The 13,402-nt window shown below is 68.4% G+C and carries 14 protein-coding genes and 1 tRNA gene; 12 read left to right on the top strand and 3 right to left on the bottom strand.

Translation table 11 applies throughout. The annotated features are described in order from the left end of the window. The first annotated feature begins 142 nt into the window (after window positions 1-142). The 3 genes from AB0J66_RS33705 to AB0J66_RS33695 all read left to right on the top strand — a co-directional run bounded on the left by AB0J66_RS33705 (window position 143) and on the right by AB0J66_RS33695 (window position 2,488). Window positions 143-685 (top strand): SRPBCC family protein, encoded by a 543-nt coding sequence (locus tag AB0J66_RS33705; protein WP_364669434.1) that lies wholly within the window; start codon window positions 143-145, stop codon window positions 683-685. Further along, the gene (locus AB0J66_RS33700) at window positions 682-1,857 is read left to right on the top strand and encodes a zinc-dependent alcohol dehydrogenase (protein ID WP_364669432.1); all 1,176 of its coding nucleotides are present in this window, start codon (window positions 682-684) and stop codon (window positions 1,855-1,857) included. Before AB0J66_RS33705 ends, AB0J66_RS33700 begins: the two co-directional genes overlap by 4 nt. Before the next feature lie 82 nt (window positions 1,858-1,939). After that, window positions 1,940-2,488, top strand: coding sequence for an RNA polymerase sigma factor (locus AB0J66_RS33695; RefSeq protein WP_364669429.1), 549 nt, complete (start codon window positions 1,940-1,942; stop codon window positions 2,486-2,488). A gap of 939 nt (window positions 2,489-3,427) precedes the next feature. Here AB0J66_RS33695 and AB0J66_RS33690 read toward each other — a convergent pair. From AB0J66_RS33690 to AB0J66_RS33680, 3 genes are all read right to left on the bottom strand, one after another. Continuing rightward, a complete protein-coding gene (locus tag AB0J66_RS33690) occupies window positions 3,428-3,619 on the bottom strand; it encodes a hypothetical protein (protein ID WP_364669426.1) in 192 nt (63 codons plus the stop codon). A gap of 246 nt (window positions 3,620-3,865) precedes the next feature. Further along, entirely contained in the window at window positions 3,866-4,624 is a 759-nt protein-coding gene (locus tag AB0J66_RS33685) for an LAGLIDADG family homing endonuclease (protein ID WP_364669423.1), read from the bottom strand. Between the two features lie 40 nt (window positions 4,625-4,664). Further along, a tRNA-Leu gene (locus AB0J66_RS33680) sits at window positions 4,665-4,748 on the bottom strand. 127 nt (window positions 4,749-4,875) lie between these two features. On the opposite strand from AB0J66_RS33680, the gene AB0J66_RS33675 reads away from it, so the two are divergent. The 9 genes from AB0J66_RS33675 (at window position 4,876) to AB0J66_RS33635 (ending at window position 13,354) form a co-directional block, all read left to right on the top strand. Then, window positions 4,876-5,499, top strand: a complete 624-nt coding sequence (locus AB0J66_RS33675) for a response regulator (RefSeq protein WP_364669420.1) — start codon at window positions 4,876-4,878, stop codon at window positions 5,497-5,499. Between the two features lie 211 nt (window positions 5,500-5,710). Continuing rightward, the gene (locus AB0J66_RS33670) at window positions 5,711-6,874 is read left to right on the top strand and encodes a branched-chain amino acid ABC transporter substrate-binding protein (RefSeq protein ID WP_364669417.1); all 1,164 of its coding nucleotides are present in this window, start codon (window positions 5,711-5,713) and stop codon (window positions 6,872-6,874) included. Window positions 6,875-7,008: 134 nt separating this feature from the next. Further along, a complete protein-coding gene (locus AB0J66_RS33665) occupies window positions 7,009-7,929 on the top strand; it encodes a branched-chain amino acid ABC transporter permease (RefSeq protein WP_364669705.1) in 921 nt (306 codons plus the stop codon). Window positions 7,930-7,970: 41 nt separating this feature from the next. Then, a complete protein-coding gene (locus AB0J66_RS33660) occupies window positions 7,971-9,056 on the top strand; it encodes a branched-chain amino acid ABC transporter permease (protein WP_364669415.1) in 1,086 nt (361 codons plus the stop codon). Beyond that, window positions 9,049-9,939: an ABC transporter ATP-binding protein gene (locus AB0J66_RS33655; protein WP_364669412.1), complete on the top strand. Its 891-nt coding sequence runs from the start codon at window positions 9,049-9,051 to the stop codon at window positions 9,937-9,939. Before AB0J66_RS33660 ends, AB0J66_RS33655 begins: the two co-directional genes overlap by 8 nt. Further along, window positions 9,929-10,639: an ABC transporter ATP-binding protein gene (locus AB0J66_RS33650; protein WP_364669409.1), complete on the top strand. Its 711-nt coding sequence runs from the start codon at window positions 9,929-9,931 to the stop codon at window positions 10,637-10,639. The genes AB0J66_RS33655 and AB0J66_RS33650 overlap by 11 nt, the downstream gene beginning before the upstream one ends. Window positions 10,640-10,666: 27 nt before the next feature. Continuing rightward, entirely contained in the window at window positions 10,667-11,572 is a 906-nt protein-coding gene (locus tag AB0J66_RS33645; protein ID WP_364669406.1) for an ABC transporter substrate-binding protein, read from the top strand. Window positions 11,573-11,582: 10 nt separating this feature from the next. Then, window positions 11,583-12,587 carry an amino acid ABC transporter permease gene (locus tag AB0J66_RS33640; RefSeq protein WP_364669404.1) on the top strand — a complete coding sequence of 335 codons (1,005 nt, stop codon included), beginning with the start codon at window positions 11,583-11,585 and terminating at the stop codon, window positions 12,585-12,587. Continuing rightward, window positions 12,584-13,354 carry an amino acid ABC transporter ATP-binding protein gene (locus AB0J66_RS33635; RefSeq protein ID WP_364669401.1) on the top strand — a complete coding sequence of 257 codons (771 nt, stop codon included), beginning with the start codon at window positions 12,584-12,586 and terminating at the stop codon, window positions 13,352-13,354. The genes AB0J66_RS33640 and AB0J66_RS33635 overlap by 4 nt, the downstream gene beginning before the upstream one ends. The last annotated feature ends 48 nt before the right edge of the window (window positions 13,355-13,402 follow it).

Raw genomic sequence — 13,402 nt, 5'->3', positions numbered from 1 at the left:
CCGGACCACAACATGAGGCCTCCAGCCGAACGTGTCCGGTCCATGACAACACTCGCCGCCCGGCCCCACCCGCCGTTCGGTGGATTAGGGCCCATTCCGTCGGGTACGCGCCGACGGTGCGGCCCACCCCGAGGGAGAGACCATGGACCTGACGGCTACGACAACCGTCCGCAAACCCGCGTCAGAGGTGTACGCGTTCTGGCGCGATCTGGAGAACCTGCCGGCCTTCATGGCCCACCTGGAACAGGTCCGGGCCACCGGTGACCGGACGAGTCACTGGACGGCCGCCGCCCCGTTCGGCCGGGACGTGGAATGGGACGCGGAGATCATCGAGGAGACGCCCGGCGAGAAGATCGCCTGGCGCTCGACCGGCCGGCCCGACGTGCCGAACGCCGGGACGGTCCGGTTCGTGCCGGCCCCGGACGGGGTGAGCACCGAGGTGCACGTCGTCCTGGTGTACGAGATCCCGGGCGGCGCGGTCGGCAAGGCGGTCGCCAAGTACTTCGGCGAGGAACCGCACCAGCAGCTCGACGACGACCTGCGCCGGTTCAAGCAGGTGCTGGAGACCGGCGAGGTGGTCCGGTCCGACGGCGCCCCCTGGGGCAAGCGGGCCCGCGAGGAGTTCCCGCAACGTCCGGCGCAACCGCTGTCGGACTCCGAACTCGAGAAGGGAGCGGACGCGTGAGGGCCAACACCTGGGCCGGCCGCAACAAGGTCGAGGTCCGTGACGTGCCGGACCCGAAGATCCTGAACAAGCGCGACGCCATCGTGCGGATCACCTCCACCGCCATCTGCGGCTCCGACCTGCACCTGGTCGACGGCTACGTGCCGACCATGCAGGACGGCGACATCATGGGCCACGAGTTCATGGGCGAGGTGGTCGAGGTCGGCTCCGGCGTCGGCGCCGACAAGCTGCGCGTCGGCGACCGGGTCGTCGTGCCGTTCCCGATCGCCTGCGGCGCCTGCGCCGCGTGCGCCGCCGAGCTGTACTCCTGCTGCGAGAACTCGAACCCCAACGCCGGGATCTCGGAGAAGATGTTCGGCCACCCGGTCGCCGGCATCTTCGGCTACTCGCACCTGACCGGCGGCTTCGCGGGCGGCCAGGCCCAGTACGCGCGGGTGCCGTTCGCCGACGTCGGGCCCCTGAAGATCGAATCCGATCTGACCGACGAGCAGGCGCTGTTCCTCTCCGACATCCTGCCCACCGGCTACATGGGCGCCGAGATGTGCGACATCCAGCCCAGCGACGTGGTCGCGGTGTGGGGGGCCGGCCCGGTCGGCCAGTTCGCCATGGACAGCGCGCGGGTGCTGGGCGCCGCGAAGGTCATCGCCATCGACAAGGAGCCGTACCGGCTGCGGATGGCCGAAGAGGCCGGCCACATCCCGGTCAACTTCGACGAGGTCGACGTCCGGTCCCAGCTGCTCGAACTCACCGGCGGGCGCGGACCCGACAAGTGCATCGACGCGGTCGGCCTCGAAGCCACCCACGGCAGCGCCCACCTCGCCGCGTACGACCGGGTCAAGCAGGCCGTACGCTCCGAGACGGACCGCCCGCACGCGCTGCGCCAGGCCATCACCTCGTGCCGCAGCGGCGGCGTGGTCTCGGTCATCGGCGTCTACGGCGGACTGCTCGACAAATTCCCGGCCGGCGCCTGGATGAACCGGTCGCTGACCCTGCGCACCGGGCAGTGCCACGTCCACCGCTACATGAAACCGCTGCTCGAGCGCATCGAACGCGGCGAGATCGACCCCACCCGGATCATCACCCACACCCTGCCGCTCGACGAGGCGGAACGCGGCTTCGACATCTTCAAGAACAAAGAGGACAACTGCGAGAAGGTCGTCCTCAAGCCCTGAGCACCACCATCGGGGACGGGCCCAGGTTCACAGCCCGCCCCCGATGGGTAACAACGGCACGCCCCCACCCCCGGGAGACCCCGTGCCCGACGACCCGCTGGCCGACGCCCTGCTGGCCGCCCGCGACGGCGACCGCCGCGGCTTCGCCACCCTGTGGCGCGGCCTGCACCCGCAAGTGCTGCGCTACCTGCGCGTCATCGCCGGCGACCACGCCGAGGACGCCGCCAGCGAAACCTGGCTGCAGGTCATCCGCGACCTCGCCCGCTTCGACGGCGACCTCGCCGCCTTCCGCGGCTGGCTGTTCCGCATCGCCCGCAACCGCGGCCTCGACACCCTGCGCCGCCGCCCGGCCCCACCCGTTCCCGCCGCGCCCGCGCCGGCCGACGCCGCCACCCTCACCCTCGAGAACGACGGCACCGCCTGGGCCCTCGCCCTGATCGCCGAACTCCCCGCCGACCAGGCCGAAGCCGTCATGCTGCGCGTCGTCATCGGCCTCGACGCCACCACCACCGCCGACATCCTCGGCAAACGACCCGGAGCAGTACGAATAGCAGCCATGCGCGGACTCCGGCGCCTCGCCGCCCACCCCCAGGTACGCGACCGCACCCACCCCAGCCGGCAGGGGGTGTAACAGAATGCGGGACCTGCGCGCTCTCCTGAATGCGATGCGCCAGCGGAGAAGCACCGAGACCGACCTCGCCGCCGGAGACCCCGGCCTGCGCCGACTGATCGACGCGGCCCGAGCCCCGGGGACCGCCACGGAACTCAGCGGCGAGAAAGAGTTCACGGCCGCCTTCACCGCCGAACGCAAACGTGCTGCCCGTGCCGCCCGCCGCCCGGCGAGGACCCGGGCCGTGCTCGTGCCCGTCACGGCCGGCTTGGCTCTCCTGCTCCTCTCCGGAACGGCGGTCGCCGCCCGGACCGGCAACCTCCCCCAGGAAGCCCAGCAGCACGCGCACCGCCTGTTCTCGGCGCTGGGCGTACCTGCGCCGAGAACAGGCACCCCGTCCCCGGGCGTGCCGAAGTCCCCGAACCCGTCGACCGGGCCGGCCCCCAGCCGGCCCGGCCCGGCCCCCACGGTCGACATCGCCAGCTTCACCCGCTGCGAAGCCTGGCGCGGCGGTGCCCCCCTGAGCAGCCACGACAAACGCAAACTGGTCGCCGCCGCGGGCAGCGAACCCGCCATAGACGACTACTGCCGAAAGGTAAGACAGTCGGCGTCGCCCTCCACGCCCCCGCAGCCCTCGCCCCCCAGGCCTTCATCAAGCGGGGAGCCGTCCCTGCCACCGAGTGGGACAACCGCGCCCCCGACCCCGGGCCCGGCGTACAGTGACCCCCAACAGCCGGAAACCGGGCGAAAAGGTCGGCCGACCGTCGAAGCGCCGGCACCCACCAGGAAATCGCCCGCAGGCACCAAGCAGCCGCGACCTTCGGTAGCCAAATCGCCGGGCCGTACTACACACAGTAAACCGCCCCCGTCACGCTGAGCGCTAAGACGATCGGCGTGATGACCCACTGTGACCAGCCGTCTGCCCAAAGGTGCTCCGGGACTGTGCGCCCACGGGCACGATCACCACTTCGGCCCGACGAACTCGTCCAGCCGCGCCACCGCCTCCCGGCGCGCCACCGACAAGGTGTTGTGCCGCGCCATCCGCCAGTCGATGTCGAGCCCGGCGAGGCACCGGCTGTCGTCGGAATGGAAGAGACCGCGCAGGAACCTCCCCGGCTTGCCGTCGATCGCTTCCTGTTGCCACTTGGCCAACGCGATCTTGCGACGGTGCTTCGCGCCGGGGCCGTGCTGGGGATAGAGACAGGGTCAGTGGGGTCCAGCGCGCGCGGACACTCATGCATCCCTGTCGTTCCTGAAATCCCACCGTCCGGGCCCCGCAGGCCTCCATCGCATGGGACACCTCGTGGATGAGGCCGCGGTAGCACAAGCCGCAGGCGACCGTTCGAGACTGCTGGGAGGGCCGAACTCCCGGCGGACGTACGGAGCCCAGGACCGGCATCACCACTTCGGGCCGACGAACTCGTCCAGCCGCGCCACCGCCTCCCGGCGCGCGACCGACAGCATGTTGCGCCGGCACATTCGCCAGCTGATGCCGAGCCGGTCGAGCGATTGCTGGCAGAGCCGCATGATGTCCGCGGACTCGTTGGAGAAGTTGTAGCGCGGGTACGTGTAAATTCTTTTGCCGCGCGTTATCCGGTTGGCAACACGGCAGCCATCGGAGTGAAATAGCCCGCGCAGAAAAGATCCGGCATTCGCGTCGATCAACGGCTGCTGCCAGGCGGACAGGAAGATCGGGCGTTCATGCTTGTGTGCGGGGCCGTGCTGAGGGAGAAGGCAAGGCCAATGATTTGAATAGCTCTGGACTCCGACGCAGCCCGCCTTCTGCACTCGCTGCACGTTCTTGGCCAGGACGGTGAGCATGGCCGCCTCGCACTCGTCGATCAACCCGGGCCAGGCGTCGGCGCAGTAAATGCGGAGCACCGGGACCTTCGCCTTGGTCACCAGATGGCCGTCGCCGAGATAAAGACCGAGTAGGTAGGCGTAGGCGCCTTGATCATCCGGATAACGCGGCGGCTGGGCGCAGCGGGGGCAGCGCCCCTCCTCGGCATCGAGCTCGGCCCGGCGGCGGGCCCGCTCGCCGTAGAACCAATGTCCGACGGTCGGACGGGACAATCCCAGCCGCCGGCAGATATCACCGAAAGGAACGCCTTCGGCGCGTAGTCGTAAGGCCTTTTCGCGCAGCTGCGGAGGATGCATGCCCCTGATTATCGAACAGGGGTACGACATGTTTTCTGTGTGCCGGGGACGGGATTCGAACCCGCATGTCCTTTCGGACAAATCATTTTGAGTGATCCGCGTCAGCCGATTGCGCCACCCCGGCATGCTCGGGCGAGGCGAGACATGGTCACGCTGACCCGAGCAAGGGACAGCCTACCTACTAGGCTTAGGGCGGCGACACCCGCATACCGGGGTGTCGTGTCTTCAGGATCGTTGGGGGTAGGAGTTCCGTGGCCGACTCGCAGGCTGGTGCCGAGCGTAAGCGGGTGTTGATCGCCGAGGACGAGGCCCTCATCCGGCTCGATCTCGCCGAGATGCTCGTGGAGGAGGGCTACGACGTGGTCGGCGAGGCCGGTGACGGGGAGACTGCCGTCCGGCTGGCCGAGGAGCTCCGCCCGGATCTCGTCATCCTCGACATCAAGATGCCGATCATGGATGGCTTGGCCGCGGCCGAGCGGATCGCCGGGGGGCGGATCGCGCCTGTCGTGATCTTGACAGCGTTCAGCCAGCGCGACCTGGTGGAGCGGGCCCGGGCCGCCGGCGCGATGGCGTACCTCGTCAAGCCTTTCCAGAAGTCGGACCTGGTGCCGGCGATCGAGATCGCCCTGTCGCGCTATTCGGAGATCTCCGCGCTGGAGTCCGAGGTGGCGGGCCTGACCGACCGGCTGGAGACCCGCAAGTCGGTCGAGCGGGCCAAGGGTGAGCTGATGACGAAGTACCAGATGACCGAGCCGCAGGCGTTCAAGTGGATTCAGCGCACGGCGATGGACCACCGGATGACGATGCGTGAGGTGGCGGACCGGATCCTGGCGGAGGGTCAGGAGGCGGGCACCGCCGAGGCAACCGAAAGTTGATCTTGCGGGTACCGCGGTTGTAACACCTCCCCGGACCGGGGCGTCACCACACGTAACGGTTCGATGAAAGCCCGATCGAAGTCTTTTGGCAGGCCGTGAACCTGGGATAGCGTCCCGGCCCATAACGGGGCACGGCGTGGTTGCGACGGTACGCAAGTGCCAATCGGCCGCCAGTGGCTCGGTGGGTTCGGTATGGAGGAGGGTTCCAACCTTGAGGCAGTCTCTCGCACGAGCCATCGGCGGCGTGGCAATGGTCGGCCTTCTTTTGGGCGCGGCCGCCTGTGCCAAGGATGACGAGGACGGCGGCGGCAGCGGGTCGGACGCGGCTGCCTGTGGCAGCAAGATCGCGTTCTTCGGCGCGCTGACCGGTGGTAACGCACAGCTCGGCATCAACATCCGCGACGGCGCGAAGCTCGCCGTCGACCAATACAACAAGGCCAACGGCGACTGCAAGGTCGAGCTGGTCGAGAAGGACTCCGCCGGCGACCCGGCGCAGGCCTCGGGTCTGGCGACCTCGATCGTCCAGGACGCGAAGGTCCTGGGCGTGGTCGGCCCGGCGTTCTCGGGTGAGTCCAAGGTGGCCAATCCGATCATGAGCAAGGAAGGCGTCGTGATCATCACGCCGTCGGCCACCAACCCGGCGCTGGCCGCCCAGGGTGACAAGACGTTCCACCGCGCTCTGGGCAACGACGCCTCGCAGGGCCCCGGCCTGGCGCTGTACATGAAGGACGTCATGAAGGTCCAGAAGACCTTCGTGGTGGACGACGCGTCGGAGTACGGCAAGGGCCTGGCCGACCAGGTGAAGAAGACGCTGGGCTCGGTCGTGACGGGCAACGCGGTGGTCAAGGAGCAGCAGACCGACTTCGGCGCGCTGGTCACCCAGATCAACAGCTCGGGCGCCGACTCGATCTTCTGGGGCGGCTACTACCGTGAGGCGGCTCCGTTCCTCAAGCAGTACCGCGACGCGGGCGGCAAGGCCAAGTTCGTCGCCGGTGACGGTGTGAAGGACCAGGCGTTCGTCGACGGCGCGGGTGCGGCCAACGCCGAGGGCGCGATCCTGACCTGCCCGTGTGTTCCGCCGGAGAAGGCGGGCGGCACGTTCGCGGCTGACTACAAGGCGGCGACCGGCCGTGAGGCCGGCACGTACAGCGCCGAGGCCTTCGACGCCGCGAACATCCTGCTGGCGGGCATCAAGGCCGGCAACGGCACCCGCGAGAAGCTGGAGACCTTCGTCGACGGCTACACCGGCAAGGGTGTGACCACGGACTTCAAGTTCCAGGAGAACGGCGAGATCGACCCGTCGGCGGTGGCGATCTGGGCCTACAAGGTCGCGGGCGGCAAGATCGTGGCCGACCAGGAGGCGCCGAAGAGCTGACCTGAGGGTCTTCTCATCCGGTTTGTCTGAGCTGCGAAACGTGCGGTCGGGAGCTCTTGCTCCCGACCGCACGTCCTGTATGACTTTCCTTCGCTGGAGTCGCGTTGAACTTTGAATTCCTGGGCGACAACTTCATGTCGCTCACCGTGACGGGACTGACCCAGGGCGCCATCTATGCCCTGGTCGCTCTCGGTTACACGTTGGTCTACGGCGTCCTGCGCCTGATCAACTTCGCTCACTCCGAAGTCTTCATGATCGGCACGTTCGTTACCACGATCGTCTGGGCCGGTCTGGGGTTCGGGGTGGGGGCGGCGGCGCCGGGCACCTTCGGGGTGCTGGGCCTGATCGCGCTGGCGGTCGTGGCCGCCGGCGCCGCTTCGGGCGGCACGGCGCTGATCGTGGAGCGGGTGGCCTACCGGCCGCTGCGTAAGCGCAACGCGCCCAGCCTGATCTTCCTGATCAGCGCGATCGGCGCCTCGGTGGCGCTGTTCGAGCTGGTCGGCGCGCTGACCGACCGGCAGCCGCGGGGCATGCCGAGCCTGGTCCAGCCGAAGGTGCAGTTCACGATCTTCGGCGCCGACATCACGAACCTGCAGATCGGCATCATCCTGAGCGCGCTGGCGATGCTGGCCGGTCTGGACATCTTCATCAACCGCACACGGCTCGGCCGGGGTGTGCGGGCGGTGGCGCAGAACCCGGACGTGGCCGCCCTGATGGGCGTCAACAAGGACCGCGTCATCATGCTGATCTTCATCCTGGGCGGCATGATGGCCGGCGCGGCGTCGGTGCTCTACGACGTCAAGGTCGGTATCACGACGTACTCGGTGGGCTTCCTGATCGGCATCAAGGCGTTCACCGCGGCGGTGCTGGGCGGCATCGGCAATCTGCGCGGCGCCCTGCTGGGCGGCCTGTTGCTGGGCATCGTGGAGAACTACGGCGCCGGGGTGTTCGGCAACGAGTGGATGGACGTCGTGGCCTTCGTGATGCTCGTGGTCGTGTTGCTGTTCCGCCCGACGGGTCTGTTGGGCGAGTCTCTGGGGAGGGCGCGGGCATGATGGCTGTTGTCGATTCCGCGCGGAAGGCCGACGAGAGTCGGGTGCGCGCGGTGACCGGTTTGCGGGAGCGCTGGTCGAACCTGCCGTACGGCTGGCGCATCTCGGTGCTCTTCGCCTTCATCATCTTCCTGTACGCGCTGCCGGGTCTCGAGATCCCGCTGATCACCACCCCGGACACGGACTTCACCTCGGTGCTGTTCCTGTGCGCGGTCTACGTGCTGGTCGCGGTCGGCCTGAACGTCGTGATCGGCCTGGCCGGCCTGCTCGACCTGGGCTACATCGGCTTCTACGCGGTCGGCGCCTACACGGTGGCGATCCTGGGTTCGCCCAACTCGCCGGTGGTCGTGCAGTTCCCGTGGGTGGTGTGCGTCCCGATCGCCATCGCGGTGACGATGGTGTCGGGTGTGATCCTGGGCTGGCCGACGCTGCGGCTGCGCGGTGACTATCTCGCGATCGTGACGCTGGGCTTCGGTGAGATCATCCGGGTCTTCGCCCTGAACTCCGACATCACCAACGGCAACCGGGGCATCACCGGCGTGCCGGTGCCCTCGGAGGGCTCCTGGCCGGAGTGGATGGACTGGTTCCCGGGCATCACCGCGGGCCGGCCGATCTTCAGCGTGTCCAACGTGATCGGCTTCTACTGGCTGGCCATCACCCTGGTCTTCATCTGCATGCTGGGCGTGCGCCGGCTGGAGCGCAGCCGGGTCGGCCGGTCGTGGCTGGCGATCCGTGAGGACGAGGACGCGGCCGAGGTGATGGGCGTGCCGACGTTCAAGTACAAGCTGTGGGCGTTCGCCATCGGCGCGGCGCTGGGCGGCCTGTCGGGCGCGCTGTTCTTCAGCAAGCAGACGTTCATCAACGCGCAGGGCTTCGACCTGTTCACCTCGATCCTGTGGGTGGCCGCGGTGGTCATCGGCGGCGCCGGCAACCAGCTGGGCGTGGCCCTGGGCGCGATCCTGCTGGCGTACCTGCCCGAGCGGTTCCGTGAGTTCGCCGACTACCGTCTGCTGATCTTCGGCGTCGCGCTGATCGTCATGACGATCTTCCGGCCGCAGGGCCTGCTGCCCAGCCGAAGGCGCAAGGTCGAGCTGGAGGACCGGGCTAAGGAAGGTGCCGTCGGTGAGTGAGCGCAACAATCTGCTCGAGGTCGACAACGTCACGATCCGCTTCGGCGGCGTGACGGCCCTGGACGGGGTCGACTTCTCCGTCCGCGAGGGCGAGATCCTCGGCCTGATCGGCCCCAACGGCGCCGGCAAGACGACCTGCTTCAACGCGGTGACCGGCGTGGTCAAGCCGACCAGCGGCGCCATCCGGTTCCGGGGCAAGGCCCTGGTCGGTCAGCAGCGACACAAGATCACCCGGCTCGGTATCGCCCGGACGTTCCAGAACATCCGGTTGTTCCCGGAAATGACCGCGCTGGAGAACGTGCAGGTCGGCGCGGACGCCCGGCACAAGACCAGTGTGGTCGGCGCGCTCTTCCGAGTCTGGCGGGTTCGGGTCAAGCCGGAGGAGCTCACCGAGGTCGACGCCAAGGGCGGCTTCGGCCGCCTGGTCCAGCAGGTACGGCGTACGGGCCAGCAGGTCTTCGGTCTGTCCCGGCACACGCTGGAGGAGCGGGCGGCCCGGGAGAAGGCGACCGAGCTGCTCAAACTGGTCGGCATCGAGCACCGGGCCGGTGAACTGGCCCGGAGCCTGGCCTACGGCGAGCAGCGCCGGCTGGAGATCGCGCGGGCCCTGGCCACCGAGCCCGGCCTGCTCTGCCTGGACGAGCCGGCCGCCGGCTTCAACCCGGCCGAGAAGGAGTCCCTGCTCGAGCTCATCCGCAAGATCCGCGACACCGGGGTCACGGTGCTGCTCATCGAGCACGACATGCGCCTGGTCATGGGCGTCACCGACCGGATCGTCGTGCTGGAGTTCGGCAAGAAGATCGCCGAGGGGACGCCGGCCGAGGTGCGCGAGAACCCGGCGGTCATCGCCGCCTACCTGGGAGTGCCGACCGATGCTGCTTGAGATGGAGAACGTGACGGTCGCCTACGGGCGTATCGAGGCGTTGCACGGCATCAGCCTGACCGTGGGCGAGGGCGAGATCGTCGCGCTGATCGGCGCCAACGGCGCCGGCAAGTCGACCACGATGCGGGCCATCTCGGGTTTGCGGCCGGTCGGTCAGGGCAAGATCCGCTTCGACGGTCAGGACATCACCAAGATGCGGGCCGACCTGCGGGTCATCCGCGGGGTGTCGCAGTCGCCGGAGGGCCGCGGCATCTTCCCGGGCATGACGGTCCGGGAGAACCTCGAGATGGGCGCCTACACCCGCCGGGTCCGGTCGGAGATCGACGAGGACCTCCAGCGGGCGTTCGACCTGTTCCCGCGACTCAAGGAGCGCGAGCGGCAGGCCGGTGGCACGCTGTCCGGCGGTGAGCAGCAGATGCTGGCCGTGGGCCGCGCGCTGATGAGCCGGCCCAAGCTGCTGCTGCTCGACGAGCCGTCGATGGGCCTGGCGCCGATGCTCATCCAGCAGATCTTCGACATCATCGTGGAGATCAACCAACAGGGCACGACCGTGCTGCTGGTGGAGCAGAATGCGCAGCAGGCATTGTCGCGCGCGCATCGTGCGTACGTCTTGGAGACCGGAAGGATCGTCAAGGAAGGCTCGGGCTCCGAGCTCCTGCACGACCCGGCGGTCAAGGACGCCTACCTCGGCGTCGCGTAACACCCCTTTGGACGACTAGGAGTCATCATGTTCCGCACCCCCTCAGGCCGCCGGGCGATCCTCGGCCTGGCCGCCGCGGCGGCGCTGACGTTGTCGATGGGCGCCTGCGGCTCGGAGTCCGACGACTCGGGCTCGAGCGGCGCCCCGGCGCCCAGCGCCTCCGCCGACACCTCGCTGGCCGACAAGGTCCCGGCCGACATCAAGAGCGCCGGCAAGCTGGTCATCGGCACCGACTCGTCGTACGCGCCGAACGAGTACCTCGACACCGACGGCAAGACGGTCATCGGCTTCGACGTCGACCTGTTCAACGCGGTCGCGCAGAAGCTCGGCCTGACCACCGAGTGGCAGTCGGCGACCTTCGACAGCATCATCCCGGGCGTCGGCAGCGACAAGTACGCGGTCGGCGTCTCGTCCTTCACGATCAACGCGGACCGGCTCAAGGAGGTCAACATGATCTCCTACTTCTCGGCCGGCACGCAGTGGGCGGCCAAGAAGGGCGCCACGATCAACCCGGACGACGTCTGCGGCAAGAAGATCGCCGTGCAGACCGCGACCGTGCAGGTCGACGACCTGAACGCGCGCTCGAAGAAGTGCACCGACGCCGGCAAGGCCAAGATCACGATCGACCAGTACCAGAAGCAGTCGGACGCGACCAACGCCGTCAACACCGGCAAGGACGAGGCCATGCTGGCCGACTCGCCGATCGTGGCCTACGCGGTGAAGCAGACCAACGGCACGCTCGAGCTGGTCGGTGACATCTACGACTCGGCCCCGTACGGCTACGTGGTGGCCAAGGACCAGACCGAGTTCGCCAACGTCATCGGCGAGGCCGTCAAGGCGCTGATCGCCGACGGCACGTACAAGACGATCCTCGACAAGTGGGGCGTCACCGCGGGTGCGGTCACCACTGCCGAAGTGAACCCGTCGGTCTGATCCGCCACACATGAGCGACCAGACAACCACCGAGCGGGCACGGCCGGAACCGATCAAGGCCGTGCCCGTCCGGCACCCCGGGCGCTGGGTGACCATCGCGGTCCTGGCGGTGCTCGCCGCGATGTTCGTGCACCTGCTGGCGACCAACGACAACTTCCGCTGGTCGTTCATCTTCTCGTCCTACGAGGAGGGCAAGCGCGGGGTCATGTTCACCGGCCCGGTGCTCGAGGGCCTGCGGGGCACGCTGCTGCTGACCGTCACGTCGATGGCGATCGGCATCTCCCTCGGCGTCGTGCTCGCCGTCATGCGGCTGTCACCGAACCGGATCCTGTCGTCGGTGGCGTTCGTCTACACCTGGTTCTTCCGGGCCGTGCCCCGCCTGATCCTGGCCATCCTGTTCGGCAACCTGAACATCCTGTGGAGCCGGGTCGGCTTCGGCCTGCCGTTCGACAAGCAGATCGGCGACCTGTTCGGCATCGACAACTTCAACGGGCAGTTCTACAGCATCCGGGCGGCCGACCTGCTGGCCGGTTTCGTGGCCGGCATGCTCGCGCTGGGGTTGTCCGAGGCCGCGTACATGGCCGAGATCGTCCGGGCCGGCCTGCAGTCGGTCGACGAGGGGCAGACCGAGGCCGCGGTCGCGCTGGGCATGTCCCGCTTCCAGGTGCTGCGGCGCATCGTCCTGCCGCAGGCCATGCGGGTGATCGTGCCGCCGACCGGCAACGAGACCATCGCCATGGTCAAGGACACGTCCCTGGTGGCGTACGTCCCGGTCGCCGGCGAGCTCTGGTTCCAGCTCAACGCCGTCTCGGCCCGGACCTTCGTGGTCTTCCCGGTGCTGGTGGCCGCGGTGATCTGGTATCTGATCATCTGTACCGTGCTGATGATCGGCCAGTTCTTCCTCGAACGGCACTACGGCAAGGGCTACGGGGCCGCCGCCAGGGCCCGGCAGCGGCTGCGCGACATCGAGGTCGAGCAGGGCGGCCGGGTCATCGACACCGGGGAGGGCAGATGACCGGTACGACCGAGATGGTGCGCGCCGACAATGTGCACAAGTCGTTCGGCTCGCTCGAGGTCCTCAAGGGCATCGACCTGGTCGTCAGGAGCGGCGAGGTGTGCTGCGTGCTCGGCCCGTCGGGCTCGGGCAAGTCGACGTTCCTGCGCTGCGTCAACCACCTGGAGAAGATCAACGCCGGCCGGATCTTCGTCGACGGCGATCTGATGGGCTACCGCGAGCGCGGCGGCAAGCTGCACGAGCTGGGCGAGAAGGACGTGGCCAAGCAACGGCGCTCGATCGGCATGGTCTTCCAGCGCTTCAACCTGTTCCCGCACATGACGGTCCTGCAGAACGTCATGGAGGCGCCGTGCCGGGTCAAGAAAGAGGCCAAGGCGGACGTACGCGACCGCGCGGTCGCGATGCTCGAACGCGTGGGCCTGGGCGAGAAGACCGGCTCGTACCCCGGTCAGCTCTCCGGCGGCCAGCAGCAGCGGGTGGCGATCGCCCGGGCCCTGGCCATGCGCCCCAAGCTGATGCTGTTCGACGAGCCGACCAGCGCGCTCGACCCGGAACTGGTCGGTGAGGTCCTGGACGTGATGAAGGACCTCGCCCGGGACGGGATGACGATGGTCGTGGTCACCCACGAGATCGGCTTCGCCCGCGAGGTCGGCGACAACCTGATCTTCATGGACGGCGGCGTCGTCGTGGAGCAGGGGGCTCCGCGCGAGGTCATCGCGAATCCGCAGCACGAGCGAACCAGGGCATTTCTGAGCAAGGTGCTCTAAGCGAGCGGGGTGGTCCGGGTTTCTGTCGTACCTCACGACTAGAGTTCA

It is taken from the genome of Actinoplanes sp. NPDC049598 (assembly GCF_040675435.1).
Classification (GTDB): Bacteria; Actinomycetota; Actinomycetes; order Mycobacteriales; family Micromonosporaceae; genus Actinoplanes.
This window is presented reverse-complemented; position numbering and strand designations above follow the sequence as displayed.